The sequence below is a fragment of the Achromobacter sp. Marseille-Q4954 genome (assembly GCF_943737025.1).
GTDB lineage: Bacteria > Pseudomonadota > Gammaproteobacteria > Burkholderiales > Burkholderiaceae_B > Achromobacter > Achromobacter bronchisepticus_A.
In genome coordinates this window covers 134,184-159,751 of the sequence record NZ_CALSFQ010000002.1, presented here as the reverse complement: position 1 = coordinate 159,751, position 25,568 = coordinate 134,184, and the positions used below count along the sequence as shown (strand labels likewise).

Below are 25,568 nucleotides of genomic sequence, written 5' to 3'. Positions count from 1 at the left end.
ATAACAATTGCGGCCCGCAGGCGTGTCAGCCCAGCGGCGGCAGCATGTTGAACAGCAGCACCATGACCAGCCCCACCACCGACACGATGGACTGCACCACCGAGATGGTCTTGGTCGCTTCGCCCATGGTCATGCCGAAGGACTCCTTCACCATCCAGAAGCCCGCGTGATTGGCGTAGTTGAAGAACAGCGAACCGCAGCCGATGGCCAGCGCCAAGAGCGGCAGGTTCAGGCTGGGATCGGCGCCCGCCAGCGGCGCCAGCAGGCCCGCCGCGCCCACGATGCCGACCGTGGCCGACCCCGTGGACACCGACAGCAGCATGGCGATCAGCCAGCCCAGCGCCAGCGGCGGCAGCGAAAACTGATGCGTCAGCTGCACGATGGCATCGCCCACCTTGGCGCTGGTCAACACCTGCTGGAACGCGCCGCCGCCCGCGATGATCAACATGATGCCGGCGATGGGCTTGAGGCTCTTGCCCATGGCATCGCGCAGTTTTTCCGCGTCGCCGCCGCGCATCAGCACCAGGGTGAATGCGGCGAACAGCACGCCCAGCAGCATCGCGACCATCGGGTCGCCCAGGAACGCCGCCACGTGCATGGCGCGGGAATCCTTGGGCAGCAGCATCTCCGCGCCCGCGTGCACCAGCATCAGCAAGGCGGGCAGCAAGGCCGCCAGCACCCCCAGGCCCACGCTCGGCGCATTGGGGCCGGCGGCATCCTGGCGGGTCGTGGTGAACTGTTCCAGCAGCGCCTCGTCCGGACGCGTCGTCATGCGCCGCGAAATGAAAGCGCCATACAAGGGACCGCCGAAGACCATGGCCGGCAGCGCCGCGATGAAGCCGTAAATCATCGTCGGCCCCACCGTGGTCTTGAGCGTGGCGATCGCCGTCAGCGGCCCCGGATGCGGCGGCACCATGCCGTGCATCGCCGCCAGCGCCGATATCACCGGCACGCCCACGTACACGTAGGCCGAGCCCTTGAAGCGCTCCTGGCTTTCCAGCTTGCGCGCCACGCTGAAGATCAGCGGCAGCATCACCACCAGGCCGACTTCGAAGAACATCGGTATGCCGATGACGAAAGCCACCAGGGTCATCGCCCAGGGAATCATGCGAGGCGAGGTATGGTTCAGGATGGCATTGGCCAGGCGTTCGGTCGTGCCCGAATCCGCCAGGATCTTGCCCAGCATCGCGCCCAGCGCGATCACCACGCCCACCGCTCCCAGCGTCTTGCCCGCGCCATTGCTCAGGTTCTTGACGATGGCCACCGGCTCCATGCCGGTGGCGAAACCCACGCCGATGGAAACGATCAATAGCGCCAGCAACGGATGCATGCGGATGCGCGAAACGATCAGCGCAACCAGCACCAGCACGCTTGCCAGCGCGGTAAGAAGCAATTGGACGTCGGAGGAAGACATGGACGGGCCTGGGAAAAAATGGGCGCGGCCCCGCGGCCGTTTGCCGTAAAGAACAGGAATTTTATGCCTGCCAAGCTGAACGCCCAGTCAGGAACGCCGCGCCTCCCGGCCCTGTACAGCCCTCCACGGACCGGCGCCGCTAGCCCGCCGCCTCCAGCAATCCCGGCTTGCCTTCGTGCGCGGCCTGGGCGCGTTCCAGGATGAATTCGATGATCATCGAGATCGCCCGCGGGTGGTGGCGGTTGGGCATGTACAGCATATACATGCCGCGCCCGAAGATGCTCAGCCGCCACTGAGGCAGCGCGGCCACCAGGTCGCCGCGCGCGATGTCGTCGTGCACCACGTAATCCGGCACCACGCCCACGCCCAGCCCCGCCAGGGTCGCATCGCGCAGGAAGGCGTAGTTGCGCGAAATCACGGTCGGCTCCAGCACCACGTGCTGCCGCGGCTGGCCGCCGTAGTAGGCGGAAAGCCGCAAGGGGCGGCCGATGACCGCGGCGCTGATGGTGGGCGTGCGCGCCAGCTCTTCCGGATGCTGCGGCAGGCCCCGGGCGGCGACATAGTCCCGCGAGGCGCAGGCCACGTAGCGGACCTGGCCCAGCTCGCGCGCCACCAGGTTCTGCGGCGGCTCGGACATGATGCGCACCGCGATGTCGACCTCGTCGCGCAGCAGGTCATCGACACTGTTCTCGAACAGCACGTCCAGCACGATGTCCGGATAGGTCCGCTTGAACTCCAGCAGCCAGGGCGTCATCACGAACTGCCCGTAGCCGCTGGGCACGCTCAGCCTGACCTTGCCCTGCGGCGTCTTGCCCAGGGTCTCGACGGATTCACGCGCCGCCGCGAGTTCGTCCTGGATGCTGCGGCCGTGGCGATACAGCTTCAGTCCGATTTCTGTCGGTTCCACATGCCTGGTGGTGCGGCGCACCAACTGCATGCCAACCGAGCGTTCCAGCTGATTCAGGTGGTAGCTGACATTGGCGCGCGTCATCTTCAAACGGCGCGCGGCCTCGCTGAGATTGCCCGCGTCCAGGATTTCCACCAGCAAGGTCAGGGATTTGGTGTCCATTCGGGCCTCCACGCCACCGCAATTCACCCCGGGATTGTCAAGTTTTTTTGACCTCAATGTCAATTATCGATGCCATTGTCAAGACTTCTTTACTGCGAAAGAATGAGCCCATAAAAGACGGGCCGTTCCTGGTCCGCCCGGCCGGGCCCTGGCGGCCGCCCCAAGCGGCGTCGCAGCGGCAGGCCTCATCGGAGACACTGTCCATGACAGACAGCGCAAGCACCGGCGCGGCCAGCGCGCGCCGCTACGACGACATCCTCGTCGTCACCATCGACCATCCCCCCGTCAATGCCCTGAGCGCCGCCGTGCGCCGCAATCTGGCCGCTGCCGTGCGCGACGCCCAGGCCGATCTGCAAGTACGCGCCATCCTGCTGATGGGCGCGGGCAAGAACTTCATCGCCGGCGCCGACATCCGCGAATTCGGCAAGCCGCCGCAGCCGCCCATCCTGCCCGACGTCTGCAACCTGATCGAAGCCAGCGCCAAGCCGGTCGTGGCCGTGCTGCACGGCGCGGCGCTGGGCGGCGGGCTGGAAGTGGCGCTGGCCGCGCATTACCGCGTCGCGCTGGGCGGGGCCAAGCTGGGCCTGCCCGAAGTGAACCTGGGCCTGCTGCCCGGCGCCGGCGGCACCCAGCGCGCGCCGCGCCTCATGGGCGCGCAGGCCGCGCTGGACTTGATGCTGACCGGCAAGCACCTCTCTGCCGGCGCCGCCCTGGAAGCCGGATTGGTGGACGCGCTGTCCAGCGAAACCGATCCCCTGGACGCGGGCCTGGCCTATACCCGGCAATTGCTGGCGATCGGCGCCGGTCCGCGCCGCACCCGCGACGCCGGCGCGCTCGCCGACCGGGCCGCCGCGTTGGCCCAGGTCGAGGCAGCGGCCGAACGCGTGGCCCGGACCACCCGCGGACTGTACTCGCCCGGCAAGATCGTCGAGGCCGTGCGCGCCGCCATCGAGCAGCCTTTCGAGGACGGCCTGCGCACCGAACGCGCGCTGTTCCTGCAATGCCTGGACAGCCCGCAGCGGGCGGGCCTGGTGCATGCCTTCTTCGCCGAACGCGATACGGCCAAGATGCCGGGACAGCAGCCCGCCCGGGCGCGGCGGCTGGAGCGCATCGGCATCGTCGGCGGCGGCACCATGGGCGCTGGCATCGCCGTTTCGGCGCTGGACGCCGGCTTTCCCGTGACCATGGTCGAACAGGACGAGGCCGCGCTGGAACGGGGCCGCGCCCGCGTGGCGCAGGTCTACGAGCTGCTGGTCCAGAAAGGCCGGATCAGCGCCGACGAGCGCGACGCCCGCATGGCGCGCTACACCGGTTCGACCCGCTACGAGGCGCTGGACGACGCCGATCTCATCATCGAAGCCGTGTTCGAGGACATGACGGTCAAGCAGGCCGTGTTCGCGCAGCTGGACCGCGTGGCCAAGCCCGGCGCGGTGCTGGCCACCAATACCTCGTACCTGGACGTCAACCTCATCGCCGCCGCCACGCGCGGCCCCGCCGACGTGCTGGGCCTGCACTTCTTTTCGCCGGCCAACATCATGAAGCTGCTGGAAGTCGTGGTGGGCGAGCACACCGCGCCCGACACCGTGGCCACCGGCTTCGAACTGGCCCGGCGCCTGCGCAAGATCCCGGTGCGCGCGGGCGTGTGCGACGGCTTCATCGGCAACCGCATCCTGGCCGTGCACCGCCAGGCGGCCGACATGATGATGGAGGACGGCGCCTCGCCCTACCAGATCGACGCCGCCGTGCGCGCCTTCGGCTACCCCATGGGCCCCTATCAGATGGCGGACCTGGCCGGCGGCGACATCGGCTGGGCCACGCGCAAGCGCCGCGCGCCCACGCGCGATCCGGCGCTGCGCTACGTGCAGATCCCCGACCGGCTGTGCGAACGCGGCTGGTTCGGCCAGAAGACGGGCCGCGGCTTCTACCTCTACCCCGATGGCGCGCGCCAAGGCGAACAAGACCCCGAAGTCCTCGCCATCATCGACGCCGAACGTACGCGCGCCGGCGTCGCGCCGCGCGCCTACACCCAAGAGGACATCCAGCGCCGCTACCTGGCCGCGATGATCAACGAAGCGGCCAACGTGCTGCACCAGGGCATCGCCCAGCGCCCGTCCGACATCGACGTGGTGTTCCTGTCCGGCTACGGCTTTCCGCGCCATCGCGGCGGCCCCATGCACTACGCCGACAGCGTGGGACTGGAGCGCGTGCTGGCGGATATCCGCGGCTACGCGCAGGAAGACCCCGCCTTCTGGAAGCCCTCGCCCCTGCTGGTGCAGTTGGCTGAATCCGGCCGCAATTTCGCCAGCCTGAACCAGACCGCCTGACCCGCACTCCACACAGGAACACGCCATGCGCGAAGCCGTCATCGTCTCCACCGCCCGCACCCCCATCACCAAGGCGGGGCGCGGCGAATTCAACCTTATCGCCGGCCCCACGCTGGCCGCGCACGCGGTGCGCGCCGCCGTCGACCGGGCCGGCATAGACCCCGCCCTGATCGAAGATGCCTTCATCGGCTGCGGCTATCCGGAAGGCGCCACCGGCCGCAATATCGGCCGCCAGGCCGTGGTCCGCGCCGGCCTGCCGGTCAGCGTGGGCGGCGCCACCGTCAACCGCTATTGCGCCTCCGGCCTGCAGGCCATCGCCTCGGCCGCCAGCCGCATCGTCATGGACGGCGCGCCCGCCATGATCGCGGGCGGCGTGGAACTGGTCTCGCAGATCCGCACCCGCGACGACGGCGTGAGCGGCATGGATCCGTGGATCGTCGCCAACAAGCCCGAGCTCTACCTGCCCATGATCGAAACCGCCGACATCGTGGCGGCCCGCTACGGCATCAGCCGCGAAGCCCAGGACCATTTCGCCGCGCAAAGCCAGGCGCGCACCGAAGCCGCCCAGGCCGCGGGACGGTATCTGGAAGAGATCATCCCCGTCACCACGACCATGTCCGTCACCGATCGCGCCACCGGCGCCGTCAGCGAACGCGAAGTCACCGTGGACCGCGACACCTGCAACCGCCCCGGCACCACCTACGAAGCCCTGGCCTCGCTGGCGCCGGTGCGCGGCGCGGGCCAGTTCGTCACGGCGGGCAATGCCTCGCAGTTGTCCGACGGCGCCGCCGCCTGCGTGCTGATGGAAGCCTCCGAGGCCCAGCGCGCCGGCATCCAGCCGCTGGGCGCGTTCCGCGGACTGGCGATCGCCGGCTGCGAACCCGACGAGATGGGCATAGGCCCGGTCTACGCCGTGCCCAAGCTGCTGGCGCGCCACGGCCTCAAGGTGCAGGACATCGACCTCTGGGAACTGAACGAGGCCTTTGCCTCGCAAGCCCTGTATTGCCAGCAGAAGCTGGGCATCCCGATGGATCGCCTGAACGTGGACGGCGGCGCCATCGCCCTGGGCCACCCCTTCGGCGTCACCGGCGCCCGCCTGGCTGGCCACGTGCTGATCGAAGGCCGCCGCCGCGGCGCCCGCTATGCCGTCGTCACCATGTGCGTGGGCGGCGGCATGGGCGCGGCCGGCCTGTTTGAAATCTACTGAGGATCCCCCATGGACCTGGAATTCACCCCCGAAGAAAACGCCTTCCGCGACGAAGTGCGGGCCTTTCTCGCCAGCAAGCTGCCCGAGCGCCTGTCCGCCAAGGTCGCGCAGGGAAAGCTGCTGACGCGCGCCGACATGGTCGAGTGGCACGCCATCCTCAACCGCCAGGGCTGGCTCGCCAGCCACTGGCCAATGGAATACGGCGGTACCGGCTGGAGCGCCGTGCAGAAGTACATCTTCGAAAACGAATGCGCGCTGGCCGGCGCGCCGCGCATCGTACCCTTCGGCCTGAGCATGCTGGGCCCGGTGCTGATCAAGTACGGCAGCGAGGCACAGCGGCGCCACTGGCTGCCGCGCATCCTGGACGGTTCCGACTGGTGGTGCCAGGGCTACTCCGAACCCGGCGCGGGCTCGGACCTGGCCTCCGTCAAGACCACCGCCGTGCGTGACGGCGACAGCTACGTCGTCAACGGCCAGAAAACCTGGACCACGCTGGGCCAGTACGCCAACATGATCTTCTGCCTGGTGCGCACCTCGCAGGAAGGCCGACGCCAGGAAGGCATCAGCTTCCTGCTGATCGACATGACGAGCCCCGGCGTGGAAGTCCGCCCCATCATCACGCTGGACGGCGAACACGAAGTCAACGAAGTGTTCTTCTCCGACGTGCGGGTGCCTGCGGCCAACCTGGTGGGCGAGGAAAACCGCGGCTGGACCTGCGCCAAATACCTGCTGACCTACGAACGCACCAACATCGCCGGCGTCGGGCAATCCACGGCTGCGCTGGAACGCCTGAAGACGGTAGCCGCAAGACTACGCAAGAACGGACGTCCGCTATCTGAAGACCCGGACTTCGCTGCCCGGCTGGCGCGCGTCGAGATCGAGCTGGCCAATATGCGCACCACCAACCTGCGCGTAGTCGCGGCGGTTGCCGGCGGCGGCGCGCCCGGCGCCGAAAGCTCGATGCTGAAGATCCGCGGCACCCAGATCCGCCAGGAAATCAGCGCGCTGAACCGCCGCGCCATGGGACCTTACGCCCGTCCCTTCGTGCCCGAGGCGCTGCACGACGGCTACGACGCGCCGCCCATCGGGCCCGAGGGCGCCGAGAGCGCGGCCGCGCAGTACTTCAACAACCGCAAGCTGTCGATCTTCGGCGGCTCCAATGAAATCCAGAAGAACATCATCTCCAAGATGATCCTCGGACTGTAAGGGCCGGCCATGAATTTTGAACACACCGAAGACCGGCGCATGCTCTCCGACATGCTGCGCCGCTTTGTCGCCGAACAGAGCGACTTCGCCACGCGCGACCGCAACGCCCGCTCGGAACGGGGCTACAGCCTGGAACTGTGGCAGCGCTACGCCGAACTGGGCGCCATCGGCGCGCTGTTTGCCGAAGCAGATGGCGGGCTGGGCGGAAGCGGCTTCGACATTTCCGTCGTGTTCGAGGCGCTGGGCCGCGGCCTGGCCGTCGAACCGCTGCTGGACGCGCTCATGGTCGGCAGCGCCATCGCCGCCGCCGGCACGCCAGCCCAGCGCGAAGCCCTCGAAGGCCTGATCGCGGGCGCCATCACCGCCGCGCTGGCCCACGCCGAGCCCGGCTCCGACTATGAGCTGGCGCACGTCGAAACCCGCGCCGAACGCAGCGCGGACGGCTGGGTGCTCAACGGCGCCAAGGCCGTGGTCGCGGCGGGCGAACACGCCGACCTGTTCCTGATCCCGGCCCGCAGCGCGGGCGGTCCGGACGACGAAGCCGGCATCAGCCTGTTCCTGGTCAGCGCCGGCACGCCCGGCCTGAAGGTGCGCGGCTATGGCCTGATCGACGGCGGCCGCGCGGCCGAACTGGTGCTCGACGGCGTACAGCTTGCGCCAGATGCCCTGCTGGGCGAGGCCGGCGCAGGCTACCCGCTGCTGGAGCGCGCCGCCGGCCGCGGCACCCTGGCGCTGTGCGCCGAAGCCGTGGGCGCCATGGACTGCGCCCGCGACGCCACCCTGGAATACCTGCGCACGCGCCGCCAGTTCGGCGCGCCCATCGGCAGCTTCCAGGCGCTGCAACACCGCATGGCCGATGTGCTGCTGGAAATCGAACAGGCGCGCTCCGCCGTGATCAACGCCGCGGCCGCGCTGGACCACCCGGACCGCGCCACCCGCGAACGCGCGCTGTCCGCCGCCAAATTCACCATCGGCCGCATCGGCACGCTGGTGGCCGAGGAAAGCATCCAGCTGCACGGCGGCATCGGCATGACCTGGGAGCTGCCGCTGGCGCACTACGCCAAGCGCCTGGTCATGATCGACCACCAGTTGGGCGACGAAGACCATCACCTGCGGCGCTACATCGCGCTGGGGCAGGCCTGAGCGGAGGACCACGCCATGACCCAGGTCCATGCCGCCCCGCCCCTCTCGCCGCCTTTCGCCGCCCCGTTCCCCGTGCGCAGCGCCGCGGACGTACAGCGGCTGCAGGCCCGCCCGCTGACCGAGACGCTCACGGTGCGCAGCACCTACGAGATCTTCCGCAACTCGGCCGCAGCCTTCGGCGACAAGACCGCGCTGACCTTTCTGCGCAGCGCCGACCCCGGCGACGCGCCGGTGCGCTGGAGCTACCGCGAACTGTTGGCCGGCATCCACCAGACCGCCAACCTGCTGCATGAACTGGGCGTGGGCCCGGGCGACGCCGTCGGCATCCTGCTGCCCGGCTGCCTGGAGTACCACCTGGCGCTCTGGGGCGGCGAGGCCGCCGGCATCGTCCAGCCTTTGAACCCCTTGCTGGCCGAGGACAAGCTCGCCTCCCTGATGACCACGGCGCGCGCCAAGGTGCTGATCGCCTATGGCTCCGACGTGGAATGCGGCTCCTGGTCCAAGGCGCTGCGCCTGCGCGAACGCGTGCCCACGTTGCACACGCTGCTGCGCGTGGCGCCCTTGGACGAGCCGCCCTCGGCGCGCCCGGCGCTGCCCGAGCATGCGCTGGATTTCAACGCTGCGCGCACCGCGCAGCCGGCCGACCGCCTGGTCAGCAACCGCGACATCCATGCCGGCGACGTGGCCGCCTATTTCCATACCGGCGGCACCACCGGCGCGCCCAAGCTCGCCATCCACACGCACGCCAACCAGGTCTTCAGCGCCTGGGCCGCGGTGCAGTTGCAGAACGCCGGACCGGACGACGTGGTCATCAACGGCTACCCGCTGTTCCATGTGGCGGGCGTGCTGCCGGCATCCCTGGCCGCCTTGTCGGCGGGGGTCGAGACCGTCATCCCCACCACCCTGCTGCTGCGCAACCGTGACGTGCTGCGCAACTACTGGCGCCTGGTCGAACACCACCGCGCCACCTCGCTGCAAGGCGTGCCGACCATACTCGCGGCGCTGGCCGAGGTGCCGCTGGCCGGCGCCGACATCTCGTCGCTGCGCTATTGCCGCACCGGCGCCGCGCCCTTGCCCGCCGAGCTGGCCGCGCGCTTCAAGCGCCTGTTCGGGCTGCACGTCAACGAAAGCCTGGGCATGACGGAGATGGCGGGCATCTCCACCATTTCGCCGCCAGGCTGCGAGTTTCCGGTGGGTTGCGTCGGCTTTCCGCTGCCCTACGTGCAGGTACGCATCGTCGGGCTGGACGTGCCGGCTGGCGCGCCCGCGCGCGACCTGCCCACCGGCACGCCCGGCATGGTGCTGTTCAAGGCGCCCAACGTGATCCCGGGCTTTCTGGACGCCGAAGACACGGCGCGTGCTTTCACCGACGACGGCTGGCTGATCAGCGGCGACGTCGGCTATCTGGACGAAGCCGGCCGCCTGCATCTGCAGGGCCGCGCCAAGGACCTGATCATCCGCAGCGGCCACAACATCGATCCCAAGACCATCGAGGATGCGCTCGCCTCGCACCCGTCGGTGCAGCTCTGCGCCGCGGTCGGCGCCCCCGACGCCTATGCCGGCGAGCTCCCCATCGCCTTCGTCACGCTGGCCGAGGGCGCGCGAGTCGAGGAAGCCGAACTGCTGGCCTACGCCGCCGAACACGTGGACGAAAGCCCGGCGCGGCCCAAGCGCGTCATCGTGCTGGACAACATGCCCATGACCAACGTGGGCAAGATCTACAAGCCCGATCTGCGCCGCCTGGCCACCGCCGTGTCGGCGCAGGCCGTGGTGGCGCGCACCCTGCAGGACGCTGGCCTGATCGACGACGGCGCGCTGTTCCGGGTCGAGCCCGACGCGCAGCCCGATATCGCAGTCCTGGCCGACGCCCGCGCGCCCGCGGCGCTGAAAGCCAGCCTGGGCGACGCGCTGGCCCGCCTGCCGGTCAAAGTCGTCCTGCGCGACTGAGCAGTCCCCCTCCCACACACAACAACACCCCAGGAGACAAACCCATGACCCACCAGCCCCTGCGGCGCGCCTGCCTCGGCGCCGCACTGCTCTCGATCGCCGGCGCCGCCCTGCCATTCGCCGCCGCGGCGCAAGGCGCCTATCCGTCCAAGCCCATCACGCTGATCGTGCCCTTCCCGGCCGGCGGCTCCACCGATCGCCACATGCGCATCGTGGCGCAGGACGCCTCCAAGTACCTGGGCCAGCCCGTCATCGTCGAAAACCGGCCCGGCGCCGGCGGCACCCTGGGTCCGGCCACCATGGCCAAGACCGCCAAGCCCGACGGCTACACCATTACCCTGTACACCCTGGCCATGCTGCGCATGCCGTACATGCAGAAGAGCAGCTGGGACCCCATCAACGATTTCACCTTCATCCTGGGTCTGTCCGGCTACACCTTCGGCTTCACCGTCCGCTCCGACTCGCCGTACAAGACCTTCAACGAATACATCGAGGCGGCGCGCAAGGCGCCCGGCACCATCGACTACGGCTCCACCGGCATCGGCTCATCGCCGCACCTGCTGATCGAGGAAGTCGCCATCAATGCCAAGGTGAAGCTGAACCACGTGCCGTTCAAGGGCAACGCCGACATGCAGCAGGCGCTGCTGGGCGGCCACGTCATGGCGCAGAGCGACGCCACCGGCTGGGACCAGTTCGTGGATTCCGGCAAGATGCGCCTGCTGGTCACCTTCGGCGAAAAGCGCACCACGCGCTGGCCCGACGTGCCTACCGCCCAGGAGTTGGGCTACAAGGTCGTGTCCACCTCGCCCTACGGCCTGGCGGGCCCCAAGGGCATGGACCCGGCAGTCGTGAAGACCCTGCACGACGCCTTCAAGAAGGCGCTGTTCGATCCGGCCAGCCTGGACGTCATGAAGCAGCTGAACCAGGAACCCGCCTACCGCAACAGCCAGGACTACAAGGAATGGGCGCAGGCCACCTACGTCAAGGAAAAAGGCCTGATCGAATACCTGGGCTTGATGGCGAAGTAGTAATAAGGGCGGCAGCGCCTTCAGCGCAGCGCCGCAACCTCGACTGATCTGGCGCCGCTGGCTTCCACCAGCTCGGGGTCGTGGCTGGCAAACAGCACCACCCGATCCTGCGCCCAGATCTTGAACTGTTCGGCCAGCACGCCGCGCGCCTGCGCATCCAGGCCGTTGCTGGCCCCATCCGCAATGATGACGGCCGGGTCGCCCAGGGCGGCGGCAGTCAGGTAGACCTTGCGCCGCGTGCCCGTGGACATCTGCTCGAAGCGCTTGTCCAGATGCGGCTCCAGCCCCAGCCGGAAGGCCAGGTCCAGCACGCTGTCGGCCAGCGGCACATTTTTCTCCGCCGCAACCTGCTCCAGCAATCCGCGCCCCGTCTGCGCGGGCAGCGCCATGCAATTGTCGGGCACATAGGCCAAGCGGGACCGGGCTTGCGCCGGTGCCTGGGTCAGCGCGTGTCCGTCGATCCAGACCTCTCCCGCATCCGGCGCGATCACGCCCGCAATGATGCCCAGCAGCGTGGACTTGCCGGTGCTGTCTTCTTCGCATAACGCCACGCATCCGGGCGTGAACGTATGGGTCAGCCCCTGGAAGACGAGATGGTCGCCGTAGCGCTTGCCGAGATTGTCGATTCGTAGCATGGCCGGGAGTGTACGCAGGAATGCGGCGCTCGGCCATCGCCGCCTCGGCGTGGCGTCAACGCAGCAAATGTGAACTGAACTCAAATTTTTCCGCATTGACGGTGTGGAAATCTGCATTTTTGCCGTACATTACGCGGCGTAAATAAATGTTAATTTTCAGCAAAACATTTCGAATTCTGTAACGGTTGCCTCGTCCGTTCGTGCTATCGGCCCAGTTGAGCGACCTACCACCAAGACGCATTTAGTTTCATTTACATCAATACAACGTCCAATTTTGCCGGGCTGGCATCGGCTCCGGCATAGAAGAGATCAATGAATCACGTCTATCGAGTAGTCTTCAACGCCGCCGCCGGCGTGTGGCAGGCCGTCAGTGAAATCGCCCGCGGGCCGGCAAAAAGCAGCAGTCCTGCCCGGCGCCTGCGTCGCGGCGGTGCACAACTGGCGGGCGCGCTGGGCATGGCGATGGTCGCCGCCAACGCCTACGCAGTTCCCCCCAGTCTGTATTGGGACGGCAGCCAATCCGTGGCGAACGGTTCGGCGGATGGCGGCTCTGGCATCTGGGATTACTCCGATACCAACTGGACTTCCGATATCGGGACGCCGAATCAATCCTGGAACGGCGGCAACGCGGTATTCTCCGGCCCCCCCGGCACCGCCGGCACCGTGGCGGTCGGCGGCCAGCACAGCATCACGGGCCTGGAGTTCCAGAACGACGGCTACAAGCTGGTGGGCGGAGCCAATGGCCAGCTGAATACCAGCGGCATTGCCAATATTCGGGTCAATCCCAACGTGACCGCAACCCTGGGCGTCGCCATAGGCGGCAGCGGCACCCTGCGCAAACAAGACAGCGGCACGCTGGTACTCAACGGCAACAACAGCTATACCGGCGGCACGATAATCGAGGCCGGCCGTCTGGAGGTCGGCAGCAATACCGCTCTGGGCAGCGGCGCCCTGACGGCGCTCAACAACACGGTTCTCGACGCCAATAACAAGGTGGCCCTCGACAACAATGTGAATCTGATGGGCAGCGTGGGGATAGGCGGAAGCGCCGACCTGACGCTGAACGGCGTCGTTGACGGCCCAGGAGGATCGCTGATCAAGAACGGCGCCGCCAACCTTGCCTTGAACGGGGCCAATGTCTACCAGGGGGGCACCACGCTGAACGCCGGCACGCTGACGGTGGGCAACGATCAGGCTTTGGGTTCCGGCGGCCTGACCGTGGGCGGCGCTTCCACCCTGACGGCAAGCAACACCGTAACGCTAGGCAACGCCATCGCCCTCAATGCGAACCTGACGGTTGCCGGCGACAATGACCTGACCTTGAATTCGCTGATCTCGGGCCCTGGCCAATTGGTCAAGACCGGCACTGGCACGCTCACCCTCAACAACACCAACCCCGGCCACGCCGGCGGCATCGCCCTCAATGGCGGCACATTGGCGTTCGCCAACGCGACTTCCCTGGGGAGCGGCACGCTGGTCGCCAACGGCACGGCCACGCTGAAGAACAACGGGCCCGTGATGCTGCAGAACGCCATCAGCGTCAATGGCGAACTGACCATGCAGACCTCGAATCCGCTGCAATTGGCCGGCCCATTGAGCGGCAGCGGCAAGCTGATCAAGACTGGCGCGGAAGAATTGCTCCTGTTTACCAGCAACACATACTCCGGCGCTATCGACATCGAACAAGGGTACGTCACGACATTCGCCAACAATGCTCTGGGTACCCCCGGCAGCGTGAAGTTGGCCGCAGGCACTGTTCTGACCCTTACTGGCAACGCGCAGATTGGGGCTCTTAGCGGCAGCGGCACCACCAGCACCGGCGTGGCCAGCTTGCTCCAACTGGGCGGCACCAACGCAGACAGCACCTATGCCGGCGCGCTGGTCGGCGGCGGTTCGGTTGAAAAAGTGGGCATTGGCACACTGGAACTCTCGGGCAACAGCTCCCTGAGCGGCCCTGTCACCGTCAAAGCCGGCACCCTGAAAGTCAGCGGCGCCTTGAACAACACCGGTGTCACCGTCCAGAGCGGTGGCACCGTGAGCGGCGGCGGCGCCATCAACGGCCCGCTGACCGTTGCCAACGGCGGCACCCTGACCGGCAGCAGCGGCCAGAAACTGACCGCGGGCGCGATAGACCTCTCGCAGACCTCCAATATCAATGTCGCGCTGGGTGCTCCTAGCACGGGCAATCCCGCGCTCTTCCAGGCCAACAACGGCTTGACCTTGGATGGCGTGTTGAACATCACCGATGCCGGCGGGCTCGGCAATGGCGTCTACCGCCTGTTCGACTACTCCGGCAGCTTCGTGAACAACATCCTCGACTACGGCACCTTGCCTGGCACGATGCCCACGACGGAACTGACGGTGCAAACCGCGGTCACGGGTCAGGTCAACCTGCTCGTCAACTCGCCGAACCGGACCATGCAATTCTGGGATGGCGCCCACTCGGTGCCCGACGGCCTTATCGCCGGCGGCACCGGCTCGTGGAACTCCGTAAACACCAATTGGACCAACTCCGACGGCGTTATCAATCAGTCCTGGATCGGCCAGTTCGCCGTATTCCAAGGCCAGGCCGGCACCGTGACGGTGACAGACGAGCAGACCGTCAACGGCATGCAGTTCATGACCGATGGCTACCAACTGGCGGCAGGCATCGACGGCAAGCTCATAGCGGTCAACCGCGATGGCGGCAATTTCGCCGTGCGGGTCGATCCGGGCGTCACCGCGACGATCAACGTGGACATCGATGGCACCGGCACCCTGCAGAAGCTGGACCAGGGCAAGCTGGTGCTCAATGGCAACAACGGCTACCAGGGCGGTACCCTGCTGGCGGGCGGCACGCTCGTGGTCGGCAATAACAACGCGCTGGGCACGGCGACCCTGACCGCGACAGGCGGCACCACGCTGGACAACAACCAGGCCCTCACGCTGACCAACCAGATCGTTGCCCAAGGCCAGCTGAACCTGGGCGGCAGCAATAACCTGATCCTGAACGGCGACATCGCCGGCAACAGCGGCGGCCTGAACAAGAACGGCAGCGGCACCCTGACCCTGGGCGGCAACAACTCCTTCGGCGGCACGATGGCGCTGAACGGCGGCACGCTGGTGCTGGCCTCCAGCAATCCGCTGGGCAACAGCACCCTGACTGCCGCCTCCGGCATGCAGCTGGACAACAGCGTGGCATTGAGCCTCGCCAACACGGTCAACCTGGCCGGCGACCTGAGCCTCGTCGGCAACCAGGACCTCACTTTGGACGGCCTGGTCAACGGCACAGGCGGCCTGGCCAAGCGCGGCACGGGCAAGCTGACCTTGAACGGCGCCAACACCTTCCAGGGCGGCGTCAACCTGACGGGCGGCAACCTGGCCGTGGGCCACGACGCCGCGCTCGGCGAGGGCACGCTGACCGTGCGCAACGCGGCCACCCTGGAAGCCAGCCGCGCGGTGACCCTGGCCAACAACGTGCAACTGAGCGCTTCCCTGACGCTGGACGGCAGCAATGATTTCACCCTGAACGGCGTGATCAACGGCTCCACCGAGCTGGTCAAGAACGGCGCCGGCCGACTCACCCTCAATGGCGAAAACCGCCATAGCGGCGGCACCACGGTCAATGCCGGCGACTTGAGCCTGGGCAATGCCGCGGCGCTGGGCGACGGCATGCTGACTGTCACTGGCAACACGCAACTGGATACCGCCGGTCCGATGCGCCTGGGCAATACCGTCAATGTCGACGGCGCGCTGACGGTGGCGGGCAACAACAGCCTGATCCTGGATGGACAGCTCAACGGCAACGGCACGCTGCGCAAGACGGGCGCGAACGACCTCTCGCTCACCGGCAGCGCCAACACCTTCAGCGGCATGATCGATCTGCAAGACGGTAGCCTGACCACCGCGGGCAACAACGCGCTGGGCCAGAATGCCACCGCGAACGTGGCAGCCAGCGCCAATCTGTTCATCACCAATCTGGCTCGTCTGGCCAGCCTGAACGGCAACGGCACCGTAACGGTCTCGAACGGGAACAACCTGACCATCGGCGCCAACGGGGCCAACAGCAACTTCGGCGGCCAGCTCAACGGCAAGGGTTGGTTGACCAAGAGCGGCACGGGATCGCTGGTTCTTTCCGGCAACAACACGCTTACCGGCCAGACCTCGGTCAGCGCCGGCAGCCTGCGGGTAGACGGCGCGCTCGCCAGCACCAATGTGCTGGTGTACTCCGGCGCCGCCCTGGGCGGAACCGGCAGCATCGCCGGCGACGTGACGCTCATGAGCAACGCCAGCCTGAACTTGACGGACGGCCACACCCTGTCGGTCGGCAGCATGGGGCTCGGCACCCAGTCGATCGTGAATGCCAGCCTGGGCGCCCCCGCCCTCGGCGGCGGCACTGCCTTGGTGAACGTGGCCGGCAACCTGCTGCTGGGCGGCACGCTCAATATCAGCGACGCCGGCGGCTTCGGCACCGGCGTGTACCGCCTCATGAACTATGGCGGCAGCCTGACCGACAGCGGCATGCGCTTCGGCGATCTGCCCAGCAATGTGCAAGCGGCCGACCTGACGCTGCAGACCGCCGTCGCCAACCAGGTCAACCTGCTGGTCGCCGCGCCCAACGTCACCGTGCAGTTCTGGGATGGCTCGCAAACCGTCGGCAACGGCGCGATCGAGGGCGGCAGCGGCACCTGGGACGGCGCCAACGCCAACTGGACCGGCGTCGACGGCAACGGGAACCGCTCCTGGGCCGGCAACTTCGCGGTGTTCCAGGGCGCCGCAGGGACGGTCACCGTCGCAGGCGCGCAAAGCACGACGGGCATGCAGTTCTTGACCGACGGCTATGTCCTGGAGCCCGGCTCGCTGGGATCGCTCAACCTGGTCAACGGCGGCTCGGGCTACGCCTTCGTGCGCGTCGATCCCGGCGTGACCGCGACCATCAACGCCCCGCTCGTTGGCAGCGGCACGCTGGCCAAGGTCGACCCCGGCACCCTGGTGCTCAACGCGTCCAACGGCTATACCGGCGGCACGGCGCTCAACGGCGGCACGCTGGTGCTGGGCAACGACAAGGCCTTGGGCAACGGCCTGCTGACCGCTGCCAACGGCACCACGCTGGACAGCAACACGGCAGTCACCGTGCGCAACAAGGTCGCGCTGAACGGCGCGCTGACGATCGCCGGTTCCAACACCATGGAGCTGAACGGCACCGTCGGCGGCGCGGGCGGCCTGATCAAGAACGGCGCGGCCAACCTGACCCTCAGCGGCGTCAACAGCTACGTCGGCGGCACCCTCCTGAACGCGGGCGGCCTGATCGTCGGCAACGGCGCCGCGCTCGGTTCCGGCACGCTGACGGTAGGCGGCGCGGCCACGCTGGACAACACCCAGGCGCTGGCGCTGGCGAACAACATCGCCCTGAACGCCGGCCTCACGGTGCAAGGCAGCCAGGACCTGACGCTCAACGGCAACATCTCGGGCGCGGGCAGCCTGACCAAGAACGGCGCCAGCACGCTGACGCTCAACGGCGCCAACAGCTACACCGGCGGCACCTACGTCAACAGCGGCACGGTCGCGTTGGGCGCGGGCAGCAGCCTCGCCGCCACCGGCGTCGTGACCGTCGCCAACGGCGCGACCTTCGACCTGTCGGCAGGCCAAGGCGCCCAGGTGTTCGGCACCCTCGCGGGCGCCGGCAACATCAAGATGGGAACCAACACCCTGCTGGCGGGCGGTTCGGCCGACGGCATCTTCGCCGGTTCGGTCATCGGCACCGGCACCCTGGTCAAGCAGGGCTCGGGCACGCAGACCCTGACCGGCGTAAACAGCTATACCGGCGGCACGCTGGTCGCGGGCGGCACCTTGCGCGCAGGCTCCGCGACGGCATTGGTCCAAGGCACCGGCTATCAGGTATTGACGGGCGCCGTGCTGGACCTCAACGGCAACTCGCTGCTGGCCAGCAGCCTGAGCGGCGGCGGCACCGTGGCGCTGGGCGGCGGGCGCTTGACCGCCGACATCGCGGCGGGCAGCGCGTCCACCTACATGGGCATCTTCGTGGGCGGCGGCGACCTGGTCAAAACCGGCGCTGGCGCACTCGCGCTGACCGGCGGCAGCACCTTCACGGGCGGCGTGCAGCTCAAGCAAGGCAGCATCGCCCTGGGCCATGCGCAAGGCCTGGGTACGGGCACGCTGGCCATGGACGACGGCACCGTCATTAGCCTGATCGCCAACGGCATGACCATCGCCAACGACCTGGCCATGACGGGCACCAACGACCCGGTCATCGACACCGGCGCCAACACGGCCACCTGGGCCGGCGCCATCACCGGCGGCGGCTTCCTCACCAAGCAGGGAACCGGCGTCCTGACGCTGACCAGCGCAGGCAACAGCTACACCGGCGCGACCGATGTCGCGCAAGGCACGCTCAAGGCCGGCGCGGCAAACACCTTCAGCAGCGCCTCTGCCCACACCGTGGCCAGCGGCGCGGTGCTGGACCTGGCAGGCTACAGCCAGACCGTGGCCAGCCTGAACAACAGCGGCGCGGTCAATCTCAGCGGCGCCACGCCGGGGGCCGTGCTCAAGGTCACCGGCCCCTATGTCGGCAACAACGGCAAGTTGGGCGTTTCCACCGCGCTGGGCGCGGACGGCAGCGCCACCGACAAGCTGCTGTTGAGCGGCCCCAGCGCCATCGCCAGCGGCAGCACCACGGTGCAGATCACCAATGCCGGCGGCCTGGGCGCACAGACAGGCAGCCAGGGCATCCAGGTCATCGCCACCGAAAACGGCGCCAGTCTGCAACCCGGCAGCTTCACCCTCGCGGGCAACCATGTCGACGCCGGCGCCTATGAGTACCGCCTGACCCAGACGACGCAGGGAGCCGCGCTGCACTCGACCAACACGCAGAACCCCGGCCCCGGCGTCACGCCGGCGCCCGCCTACCGCGAAGAAGTGCCGCTGCTGTCCTCCCTGCCCGCGCAACTGCGCCAGGCGGACATGGCGATGCTCGGCGACATGCGCAAGCGCATGGGCGACGACGCCGCTCAAGGCGCCATCGATCAGGACCCGAACCACCGCGCCTGGGCCCGGGTGCTGCGCACGGCGCCGACCATCACGCAGCAAGGCACGGTCAATCCCGAGAGCAGCGGCCACCTGACCGGCTTCCAGGCAGGCGTGGACGTGTACGCCGACCGCAACCTCAAGGCCGGCCTGTACGTGGGCCAGCTGGACGGCGACATGGGCGTGCGCGGCTTCTCCAGCGGCATGGAGCGCAAGTACGCGGGCTACAACAACCTGCGCGGCCGCTACGTCGGCCTGTACGGCACCTGGCAGCATGACTCCGGCCTGTACGCCGACGCCGTGATCCAGGGCGCCGACTACCGCAGCAGCCTGCGCACGGCCGACACCGGCGCTGGCGCCACCACCAAGGGCCACGGCTGGCTGGCCTCGCTGGAAGTGGGCAAGCCCTTCGACCTGGGCGGCAGCTGGCAGTTGGAACCGCAAGCGCAAATCATCTACCGCAAGCTCAACCTGGACGACACCACGCTGAGCCTGGCCAAGGTGAAGAACGATGCGGACGATGACTGGACCCTGCGTCTGGGCGCCCGCGTCAAGGGCAGCTACAGCATTGGCGGCACCGTGCTGCAGCCCTTTGCCCGCGTCAATCTGTACAAGGCCAGCAACACCACCGACGTGGCCAGCTTCAGCGCTCCAGCCGGCACCACCGACATCCGCGCCAAGGGCGGCTACACGTCGACCGAGTTCGCGGTGGGCGCCATGCTGCAGCTGACCAAGAACACCAGCCTCTACGGCGACGTGGGCAAGCTCTGGGCCAACAGCGGCGACAGCCGCGTCAAGACCGGCGCGCAGGGCTCTGTCGGGTTGAAGGTGCTCTGGTAAGCCTCGTGACCTGGGCCGGGCAGCCGGTCCCTGGCATGCCCAAGCCCGCAGCGGTCCGTCCGCTGCGGGCTTTGTTTAGGCTGGGTCCCAGGGTGGCGGCATGCCGCTACCGCGCCAGGACCTCCTGAGCAATCACCACACCCGGAACACCCGCCCCGTCTGCGCGCCTTCCACGCTGCGGCTGTAGGCCAGCGCGACGCGGCTGGCCGGCGCGGATTCGAAGCCCTGGAAGTACGGCCCATAGGCATCCAGCGATTCCGTCAGGACCGTGGGGCTGACCGAGTTGATGCGCACGCCCCGCAGTTCCACGGCGGCGCCGCGCACGAAACCGTCGATGGCGGCATTCACCGCGGACGCATTGGCGCCGTAGCGGATCGGTTCATCGGTCAGGATGCCGCTGGTGAGCGTGATGGAACCGCCTTCGTTGACGTAATGCTGGCCGATCAGCGCCAGATCCACCTGCCCCAGCAGCTTGTCGTGCAGGCCGATCTTGAACTGCTCCGCCGTCATTTCGGCCAGCGGTCCGAAGTGCAGGCTGCCGGTGGTGGAGACGATGGCGTCCACCTTCCCCACGCGCTCGAACAGGGCGCGGATGCTGTCGCTCCGGGTCACGTCGACCTGATGCTCGCCGCGCGTCTTGCCGACGGCAATGATGTCGTGGCGCTGGCCCAGCTCTTGGGCGACCGCGCGGCCGATGGTTCCGGTGGCGCCGATCAGGATGATTTTCATGGGAACTCCGATTCGTATGTTGTGGGGTGCGCCCGCGATATCGCCAGCGCTTGTACGCATTCTGGCCAAGGACGCATCCTGGAAAAATCCTAGAATGGTGGGTTCACTTCACACTCAGGGTGCGTAATCCATGGACCGCTTGCTCAGCATGGAAGTCTTTGTGGCGGTCGTTGAGCTGGGCAGCCTGACCGCGGCGGCGGCCCGCCACGAGATGTCGCCCGCCATGGCGGCCAAGCACATCAAGGGCCTGGAAGCGCGGCTGGGCCTGAGGCTGATGAACCGCACCACGCGCCGCCAGAGCCTGACGGAAGCGGGCCAGGCCTACTTCGCCCGCTGCAAGGTGATCCTGTCGGACATCCGCGATGCCGAACAAGGCGCCGAAGCCATGCGCGCGGCGCCGCGCGGCCATCTGCGCATCACCTCCACCGTGACCTTCGGGTCGTTCGCGCTGGCCCCCGCCATCGCCGACTACCTGTCCGAGTACCCCGACGTCAGCGTGGACCTGGCCTTGAGCGACGCCGTCGAAGACGTGGTGGCCTCGCGCTACGACCTGGCGGTGCGCATCGGCGAACCCGCCGATTCCAGCCTGGTCGCGCGCAAGATCGGGCGCTACCAGATGATCATCTGCGCGGCGCCAGCCTATCTGGAACGCCACGGCACGCCCGAAACGGCAAGCGACCTGGCGCGCCATCAATGCCTGGACTTCTCCTACTGGAACCGCCGCACCGGCTGGCGCCTGAACGCGGAGAATGGCGGCGCGGCCTACCCTGCGGGCCGCTTCGTGTCGAACAACGGCCAGGCGCTCAGGCAGGCGGCGCTGGCCGGATTCGGCATCGTGCTGCAGCCGGAGCTGCTGCTGGCCGAAGACGTGCGCGCGGGCCGACTGGTCCCGATCCTTGAATCGGCCTGGCCCGTGGCCCGGCCGATCACGCTGCTCTATCCCAAGGACCGCAAGGCCCTGCCCAAGCTCACGACCTTCGTGGAATTCATGGTGAAGAGATTCACCCGCGCCGCGAAGTAAGCGCGGCGGGTGTCACGCAAGGTCCGCCGGACTCCGAACCCGGCTACCGACAGGCAGCGGCCTCGTCGAACAGCCAGTCGCGGAAGGCGGCCAATCGGGGCAGCTCCCGCCCCTGCGGCCGATAAACAACGTAGTAGGCCAACGCGGAGGGAACCGCCAGCTGCGGAAACAGGCGCACCAGGCGGCCGGCGGCGAGATCATCATGCGCCATCACGCTGCGGGCCAGCGCCACGCCATGGCCATCGATAGCCGCCTGCAGCACCGCGGCGGAATTGTTGATCTTCATGCCTCGGGCCGTGGATACGCCTTGCACGCCGACTTTCTCCAGCCACATGGCCCAGGTCGGAAATCCCGTCTGCGCGTCCATCGACAGATCATGGATCAAGGTCTCGCCCGCCAGCTCGGCCGGACGCTTCGCCGCCTTGCGCCGACGCAGCAGTTCCGGGGAGCAGACCGGGTAGACCTCTTCGTCCATCAGCTTTTCCGCCGCCAGGCCGGGCCAGACGCCAGCGCCATAGCGCACACCGATATCGATCTGCTGGGCCGCGAAATCCACCGGCTTGAGGTTGGTGTCCAGGCGCACGTCGGTATCGGGCCAGGCGTGCTGGAAGCGCTCGATCCGGGGCAGCAGCCACTTGGCGGCGAACGCCGGACTCACGGCCACGGTGAGCATGCCGCTCAAGGAACCTTCCTTCAAGCGCTCCAGGCCGAGTGCCAGCTTGCCGAGCCCCGCCTGTATCTCCGGCAACGCGCGTTCAGCCGCCGCCGTCGGGACCAGCCGCGCCTTGCCGCTGGCGCCGCGATGGAACAGCGGCGCGCCCAGCCATTGCTCCAGCGCGCGCACGAGCTGGCCCACCGCGGCAGGCGTCACGTGCAGCTCGGCCGCGGCTGCCGAAAAGCTTTGATGGCGCGCGCTGGCCTCGAAGGCGCGCAGCGCGTTGAGGTGCGCAAGAGACTTCATGGCGATAAAGTTTTTCTTTCTATTAGAGGTAGTTTATCTGGTTTGTCTGCTGCTGCCGATTGGCCAAGAATACGCTCTATCTCTAGCCTTTTCAGCACATGGCAGCCAAGGGCCAGACGTCATCCTGAAATAGCTTTTCTACCAATATCATGCTTATCAACGCCGACTTCTCACGCAACGTCATCGTTACGCCGGAGCAGTACCAATGGATGCCGTCGCCGCAGCACGGCGTGGAACGCATGATGCTGGACCGCGTGGGCGGCGAACAGGCGCGCGCCACCAGCATCGTGCGCTACGCGCCGGACAGCCGTTTTCCACCGCACGCCCATCCCGGCGGCGAAGAAATACTGGTGTTGTCCGGCACTTTCTCCGACGCCAGCGGCGACTATCCGGCAGGCTGGTATCTGCGCAATCCGCCCGATTCCGCCCATGCCCCCTCCAGCAGGAACGGCGCCACCATCTTCGTCAAATTGCGGCAGATGCCCGCGGATGAACAATCCATCGTGCGCATCGACACGCGTAACCCCGCAGCCTGGACGCGCGAGCGCGGCGGCGAAACCTGCCCGCTTTACTCCGCGTCCTATGAGCAGACTTGCCTGCGGCGCCTGCCCGCCCACGCACCGCTGCCACAGACCGCGGCCGCGGATGCGGAAATACTGGTGCTGGCCGGATCAATTGCCGATGGACAAGCCTCTTACCCGCAAGGCAGCTGGCTGCGCCTTGCCCGTGGCGCGCACGCCGCGCTCGCCGCTGGCGCCCAGGACGCTACCGTCTATCTGAAGACCGGCCATCTGCCGGACCCGAACGGCGGGAGCCAGCCATGACGACACAAGTGGACACCGTCATCGTCGGAGGGGGACTCTCCGGCCTGTACGCGTCCCTGCTGCTGCAGCGGCATGGCGCCGGCGGCCATCTGCTGCTGGAAGCGCGCGACAGGCCCGGCGGCCGCATCCTGGGCGCCGGTTCCTACGATCTGGGCCCCACGTGGTTCTGGCCTGCGATCCAGCCCGGGCTTGGCGCCATCGTCCGCGATTTCGGCTTGTCTATCATCCCTCAACACGAAGCGGGTTCCATGATGGTCGAGCGTTCAGGAACGCCGGTGCGCATGCATGGCTACCCCAGCCATCCGGCGTCCATGCGGCTCGCGACCGGCATGAGCGGCCTGATCGATGCCCTGCGCGCACGCCTGGATCCGGCGCGCATCAAGCTGGGCCAGACCGTGACCCGGCTGCGTGCGACCGGCCCCGCCATCGAAGTGCACGCGCGGGACAGCGAGGGACGGCCCAGCGTCTTTCAGGCCTCGCGAGTGCTGGTGGCAGTGCCTCCGCGCCTGGCGCAATCCCGTATCGATTTCGACCCTCCGCTGCCGAGCGCGCTGGCAACGCAATGGCGCGGCACGCCGACCTGGATGGCTCCCCATGCGAAGTACCTCGCCGTCTACGGCTCGGCATTCTGGCGCGAGCAAGGCATGTCTGGCGCGGCCCGCAGCAGCCGGGGGCCTCTGGCCGAGGTCCACGACGCCAGCACCCCGCAAGGTCCTGCCCTGTTCGGATTCGTAGACGTGCCCGCGGCGGCGCGCCGTTCCGTCGGCCAGGACGTGCTGATGGCCCACAGCCGCGCGCAGCTCGCCCGGCTGTTCGGCCCCCAGGCGCTCAAGCCCGAGCGGGAGTTCTACAAGGACTGGTCGCAAGACCCCGACACCTCCACGGCGGCGGACTGCATGGATGGCGGCGCGCACCCGGCCGCACCCGCGGTTGCGGCCGAGGATGGCGTATGGGCGGGTCGCCTGGCCGGGATAGCCAGCGAATGGTCCGCCGCATTCCCCGGCTATCTGGCTGGCGCCATCGATGCCGCGGACGCCGGCGTGAAGTGGCTGCTGGACCGCGCTGCACCCGCCCCCAACGCGGTCCCGCCCGGAGTCCCCGCCCGATGACGCGCGTCCCTTCCACCTATCGCGCCATTCGGACCACCGCGCCCGGCCGGCTCGAATTCGTTGAATTGCCCACGCCCGAACCCGGCCCCGGAGAAGTACTGCTGCGTGTCGAAGCCTGCGGCGTCTGTGGCGCCGACGCGGCCGATATCGACAATCCGGCGCTGCAACGGCCGCGCATCCCCGGCCACGAAGCCGTCGGGCGCGTCGCCGCGCTCGGCGCGGGCGTCGACGCCCACTGGAACATCGGCCAACGCGTCGGCGTGGGACGCCTGGGCGGTCATTGCAATACCTGCGCGCAATGCCGCCAAGGCCTCTTCAATCTGTGCACGAATCAACCGGTAGTCGGCGTCACCCAGGACGGCGGCTATGCCGAACTGATGCTCGCCCGGACGACCGGACTGGTTGCCATACCCGACGAGCTCGACGCCATACAAGCCGCCCCGATACTCTGCGCCGGCATCGCCACCTTCAACGCGCTCAGGAAATGCGGGGCGCAGGCCGGCGATCTCGTCGCCGTGCTGGGCATAGGCGGCCTGGGCCACATGGCGCTGCAATACGCCCGCCGCATGGGCATGAAGGTTGCGGCCATCGGCCGGGGCTGCGACATAGCCGCTGACGCCTTGCGCCTCGGCGCCCATGTCTACATCGACAGCAACGGGGAAGACGCCGCGCAACGGCTCCTCGGCATGGGCGGCGCACAAGCGCTGATCGCCACCATCACCGACACGCAGGCCGTGTCCGAGGCCATGCGCGGACTGGCTCCGCAAGGCCGCACGATGTTGCTGGGCGTGGGCCGCGTCCCGCTGGCGGTGCCTCCGGGCTTTCTGTTGGGCGGCGAGCGGACCGTTGCCGGGTCCATGACCGGCACGCCCTGGGAAACTGAAAAAGCGCTGAACTTCAGCGTACTTGCAGAGGCGCTGCCCATGGTCGAGACTCTACCCCTGGAACGCGCAGCCGACGCCTTGCTGCGCCTGAAGTCCGGCGATGCGAAGTTCCGCGTAGTCCTGACCATGGACGCCGCGCGGGAACGACGCCGCACATGGCAAACCGCTATCCATACCAACTAAAACCGCAATCCTCGAGGAGAC

General features: G+C 67.9%; 16 protein-coding genes. 11 read left to right on the top strand and 5 right to left on the bottom strand.

Going from position 1 to position 25,568, the window contains the following annotated elements:
- Positions 1 to 25 precede the first annotated feature (25 nt).
- On the bottom strand, positions 26 to 1,414 hold the full coding sequence (locus tag NGK62_RS18720) for a GntP family permease (protein ID WP_118933272.1): 1,389 nt from the start codon (positions 1,412 to 1,414) through the stop codon (positions 26 to 28).
- Positions 1,415 to 1,553: 139 nt separating this feature from the next.
- Positions 1,554 to 2,483: a LysR family transcriptional regulator gene (locus NGK62_RS18715; protein ID WP_059373077.1), complete on the bottom strand. Its 930-nt coding sequence runs from the start codon at positions 2,481 to 2,483 to the stop codon at positions 1,554 to 1,556.
- A 203-nt stretch (positions 2,484 to 2,686) separates the two neighbouring features.
- Between NGK62_RS18715 and NGK62_RS18710 the strand changes: the two genes are divergently transcribed.
- The 6 genes from NGK62_RS18710 to NGK62_RS18685 are packed head-to-tail and all read left to right on the top strand — an operon-like array spanning position 2,687 to position 11,338.
- Positions 2,687 to 4,807, top strand: a complete 2,121-nt coding sequence (locus tag NGK62_RS18710) for a 3-hydroxyacyl-CoA dehydrogenase NAD-binding domain-containing protein (protein WP_251879766.1) — start codon at positions 2,687 to 2,689, stop codon at positions 4,805 to 4,807.
- A gap of 25 nt (positions 4,808 to 4,832) precedes the next feature.
- The gene (locus tag NGK62_RS18705) at positions 4,833 to 6,014 is read left to right on the top strand and encodes an acetyl-CoA C-acyltransferase (RefSeq protein ID WP_059373081.1); all 1,182 of its coding nucleotides are present in this window, start codon (positions 4,833 to 4,835) and stop codon (positions 6,012 to 6,014) included.
- 9 nt (positions 6,015 to 6,023) lie between these two features.
- Positions 6,024 to 7,220 (top strand): acyl-CoA dehydrogenase family protein, encoded by a 1,197-nt coding sequence (locus tag NGK62_RS18700; RefSeq protein WP_251879765.1) that lies wholly within the window; start codon positions 6,024 to 6,026, stop codon positions 7,218 to 7,220.
- A 9-nt stretch (positions 7,221 to 7,229) separates the two neighbouring features.
- Positions 7,230 to 8,363 carry an acyl-CoA dehydrogenase family protein gene (locus tag NGK62_RS18695; protein WP_251879763.1) on the top strand — a complete coding sequence of 378 codons (1,134 nt, stop codon included), beginning with the start codon at positions 7,230 to 7,232 and terminating at the stop codon, positions 8,361 to 8,363.
- Positions 8,364 to 8,378: 15 nt separating this feature from the next.
- Positions 8,379 to 10,310, top strand: coding sequence for an acyl-CoA synthetase (locus NGK62_RS18690; RefSeq protein WP_251879760.1), 1,932 nt, complete (start codon positions 8,379 to 8,381; stop codon positions 10,308 to 10,310).
- 44 nt (positions 10,311 to 10,354) lie between these two features.
- The gene (locus NGK62_RS18685; RefSeq protein WP_059373090.1) at positions 10,355 to 11,338 is read left to right on the top strand and encodes a tripartite tricarboxylate transporter substrate binding protein; all 984 of its coding nucleotides are present in this window, start codon (positions 10,355 to 10,357) and stop codon (positions 11,336 to 11,338) included.
- Between the two features lie 20 nt (positions 11,339 to 11,358).
- On the opposite strand, the gene NGK62_RS18680 is transcribed toward NGK62_RS18685, so the two are convergent.
- Complete coding sequence (locus NGK62_RS18680) at positions 11,359 to 11,973, bottom strand: ABC transporter ATP-binding protein (protein WP_118933278.1); 615 nt, start codon at positions 11,971 to 11,973, stop codon at positions 11,359 to 11,361.
- A 312-nt stretch (positions 11,974 to 12,285) separates the two neighbouring features.
- Here NGK62_RS18680 and NGK62_RS18675 point away from each other — a divergent pair, with 312 nt between their 5' ends.
- Entirely contained in the window at positions 12,286 to 19,836 is a 7,551-nt protein-coding gene (locus NGK62_RS18675; protein ID WP_251879758.1) for an autotransporter-associated beta strand repeat-containing protein, read from the top strand.
- Between the two features lie 132 nt (positions 19,837 to 19,968).
- Here the strand turns inward: NGK62_RS18675 and NGK62_RS18670 are convergent, their stop codons facing one another.
- Complete coding sequence (locus tag NGK62_RS18670) at positions 19,969 to 20,565, bottom strand: short chain dehydrogenase (protein WP_059373096.1); 597 nt, start codon at positions 20,563 to 20,565, stop codon at positions 19,969 to 19,971.
- A 130-nt stretch (positions 20,566 to 20,695) separates the two neighbouring features.
- On the opposite strand from NGK62_RS18670, the gene NGK62_RS18665 reads away from it, so the two are divergent.
- Positions 20,696 to 21,586: a LysR family transcriptional regulator gene (locus tag NGK62_RS18665; RefSeq protein ID WP_118933280.1), complete on the top strand. Its 891-nt coding sequence runs from the start codon at positions 20,696 to 20,698 to the stop codon at positions 21,584 to 21,586.
- Between the two features lie 43 nt (positions 21,587 to 21,629).
- Here the strand turns inward: NGK62_RS18665 and gcvA are convergent, their stop codons facing one another.
- The gene (gene gcvA, locus NGK62_RS18660; RefSeq protein ID WP_251879757.1) at positions 21,630 to 22,547 is read right to left on the bottom strand and encodes a transcriptional regulator GcvA; all 918 of its coding nucleotides are present in this window, start codon (positions 22,545 to 22,547) and stop codon (positions 21,630 to 21,632) included.
- 149 nt (positions 22,548 to 22,696) lie between these two features.
- On the opposite strand from gcvA, the gene NGK62_RS18655 reads away from it, so the two are divergent.
- From NGK62_RS18655 to NGK62_RS18645, 3 genes are read left to right on the top strand one after another with little or no spacing between them, the layout of a single operon-like run.
- A complete protein-coding gene (locus NGK62_RS18655; RefSeq protein ID WP_251879756.1) occupies positions 22,697 to 23,371 on the top strand; it encodes a cupin domain-containing protein in 675 nt (224 codons plus the stop codon).
- The gene (locus tag NGK62_RS18650; RefSeq protein ID WP_251879755.1) at positions 23,368 to 24,480 is read left to right on the top strand and encodes a flavin monoamine oxidase family protein; all 1,113 of its coding nucleotides are present in this window, start codon (positions 23,368 to 23,370) and stop codon (positions 24,478 to 24,480) included. The genes NGK62_RS18655 and NGK62_RS18650 overlap by 4 nt, the downstream gene beginning before the upstream one ends.
- On the top strand, positions 24,477 to 25,547 hold the full coding sequence (locus tag NGK62_RS18645; RefSeq protein WP_251879754.1) for an alcohol dehydrogenase catalytic domain-containing protein: 1,071 nt from the start codon (positions 24,477 to 24,479) through the stop codon (positions 25,545 to 25,547). Before NGK62_RS18650 ends, NGK62_RS18645 begins: the two co-directional genes overlap by 4 nt.
- The last annotated feature ends 21 nt before the right edge of the window (positions 25,548 to 25,568 follow it).

Coding starts and splice junctions, on each gene's coding strand:
- NGK62_RS18720 (WP_118933272.1), bottom strand. CDS start 1,414: ATGTCTTCCTCCGACGTCCAATTGCTTCTTACCGCGCTGGCAAGCGTG.
- NGK62_RS18715 (WP_059373077.1), bottom strand. CDS start 2,483: ATGGACACCAAATCCCTGACCTTGCTGGTGGAAATCCTGGACGCGGGC.
- NGK62_RS18710 (WP_251879766.1), top strand. CDS start 2,687: ATGACAGACAGCGCAAGCACCGGCGCGGCCAGCGCGCGCCGCTACGAC.
- NGK62_RS18705 (WP_059373081.1), top strand. CDS start 4,833: ATGCGCGAAGCCGTCATCGTCTCCACCGCCCGCACCCCCATCACCAAG.
- NGK62_RS18700 (WP_251879765.1), top strand. CDS start 6,024: ATGGACCTGGAATTCACCCCCGAAGAAAACGCCTTCCGCGACGAAGTG.
- NGK62_RS18695 (WP_251879763.1), top strand. CDS start 7,230: ATGAATTTTGAACACACCGAAGACCGGCGCATGCTCTCCGACATGCTG.
- NGK62_RS18690 (WP_251879760.1), top strand. CDS start 8,379: ATGACCCAGGTCCATGCCGCCCCGCCCCTCTCGCCGCCTTTCGCCGCC.
- NGK62_RS18685 (WP_059373090.1), top strand. CDS start 10,355: ATGACCCACCAGCCCCTGCGGCGCGCCTGCCTCGGCGCCGCACTGCTC.
- NGK62_RS18680 (WP_118933278.1), bottom strand. CDS start 11,973: ATGCTACGAATCGACAATCTCGGCAAGCGCTACGGCGACCATCTCGTC.
- NGK62_RS18675 (WP_251879758.1), top strand. CDS start 12,286: ATGAATCACGTCTATCGAGTAGTCTTCAACGCCGCCGCCGGCGTGTGG.
- NGK62_RS18670 (WP_059373096.1), bottom strand. CDS start 20,565: ATGAAAATCATCCTGATCGGCGCCACCGGAACCATCGGCCGCGCGGTC.
- NGK62_RS18665 (WP_118933280.1), top strand. CDS start 20,696: ATGGACCGCTTGCTCAGCATGGAAGTCTTTGTGGCGGTCGTTGAGCTG.
- gcvA (WP_251879757.1), bottom strand. CDS start 22,547: ATGAAGTCTCTTGCGCACCTCAACGCGCTGCGCGCCTTCGAGGCCAGC.
- NGK62_RS18655 (WP_251879756.1), top strand. CDS start 22,697: ATGCTTATCAACGCCGACTTCTCACGCAACGTCATCGTTACGCCGGAG.
- NGK62_RS18650 (WP_251879755.1), top strand. CDS start 23,368: ATGACGACACAAGTGGACACCGTCATCGTCGGAGGGGGACTCTCCGGC.
- NGK62_RS18645 (WP_251879754.1), top strand. CDS start 24,477: ATGACGCGCGTCCCTTCCACCTATCGCGCCATTCGGACCACCGCGCCC.